This is a genomic window from Shewanella sp. 11B5 (assembly GCF_002836795.1).
Classification (GTDB): Bacteria; Pseudomonadota; Gammaproteobacteria; order Enterobacterales; family Shewanellaceae; genus Shewanella; species Shewanella frigidimarina.
Map to the genome: position 1 here is coordinate 1 of NZ_PJAP01000090.1, position 1319 is coordinate 1319.

Annotated in this window: 2 protein-coding genes; both read left to right on the forward strand. The window is 39.7% G+C overall.

Annotated elements, in window-relative coordinates; translation table 11 throughout:
* A partial coding sequence (locus CXF78_RS00740) for an NAD-glutamate dehydrogenase domain-containing protein (RefSeq protein ID WP_145991285.1) occupies nt 1–481 on the forward strand: 481 nt, incomplete at its 5' end.
* Between the two features lie 61 nt (nt 482–542).
* On the forward strand, nt 543–1319 hold a 777-nt coding region (pyrD, locus tag CXF78_RS00745; RefSeq protein WP_102035708.1), incomplete at its 3' end, for a quinone-dependent dihydroorotate dehydrogenase.

The window sequence follows — 1319 nt, forward strand, 5'->3', positions numbered from 1 at the left end:
AATTACTGCACTAACGAAAGAGAATGTCCCTAAAGCAGTTGCACAAGTTGTCGCTAAAATGAGTACATTATTCTCTGCGTTAGACATTGCACAAATTGCTCAAATCGAGAATAAGTCAGTTGAGCTGGTATCAGAAACTTACTTCAAACTCGGTGCTAAAGTTGAATTACATTGGTTCTTAGAACAAATCAGTGCTCAACCTGTAGCTAACCATTGGCAAGCACTTGCTCGTGCTGCATTCAGAGAAGAACTTGATTGGCAACAACGTGCATTAAGTTCTGCAGTATTACGTACTTGTACGGATACTTGCGATGCAGATAGTGTTATTAATCAATGGATTACATTAAACAAACCATTGCTTGAAAGATGGTATCACATGTTAGCGGACTTCAAGGTTTCTCAAACCCATGAATTTGCTAAGTTCTCAGTCGCCTTAAGAGAACTGAACTTGCTGATTTTGCATTGCGAAGGTCAGAAGTAGTTTTTATAATGTGAATAAGCCCTGGCAATTGCTGGGGTTTTTTTTAGGTCTAGGAGAAAACATGTTTTACAAACTCGCGCAAAAAGTAATGTTTCAGATGGACCCTGAGTTAGCCCACAATATCGCGATTGGCAGTTTGAAAATGACCGGAAACAATCTGTTGAATTGTTTTTATCGTCAACAGGTTAAATCTTCCCCAGTAACCTGTATGGGACTGACGTTCCCCAATCCTGTCGGTTTAGCAGCAGGATTAGATAAAGACGGCGAGTCAATTGATGCTTTTCATGCGATGGGTTTTGGCCATGTTGAAGTAGGGACAGTAACACCACGCCCGCAAGCTGGTAACGATCAACCTCGTTTATTTCGATTAAAACCTGCCAAAGGCATTATTAATCGTATGGGCTTTAATAATAAAGGTGTCGATAATCTGGTTCGTAATTTAATGGCCAAAAAGTCTGACATTATGGTTGGCGTGAACATAGGTAAAAATAAAGACACTCCAGTAGAGCAGGGTAAAGATGACTACCTAATTTGTATGGAAAAGGTTTATCAATATGCGAGCTATATTGCAGTTAATATTTCCTCTCCTAACACTCCTGGTTTACGTTCAATGCAATACGGTGAGTTACTTGATGACTTACTTAGCTCAATTAAAGCCAAACAAACTGAATTAGCCGCTAAACATGGTAAATATGTCCCTGTTGCGCTAAAAATTGCTCCTGATTTAACCTCAGAAGAAATCAGCGCGATAGCTGACTCATTGATGAGTAATCAGTTTGATGGTGTTATCGCGACCAACACCACCTTAAGCCGAGATACTGTTACTGGTTTAAAACAT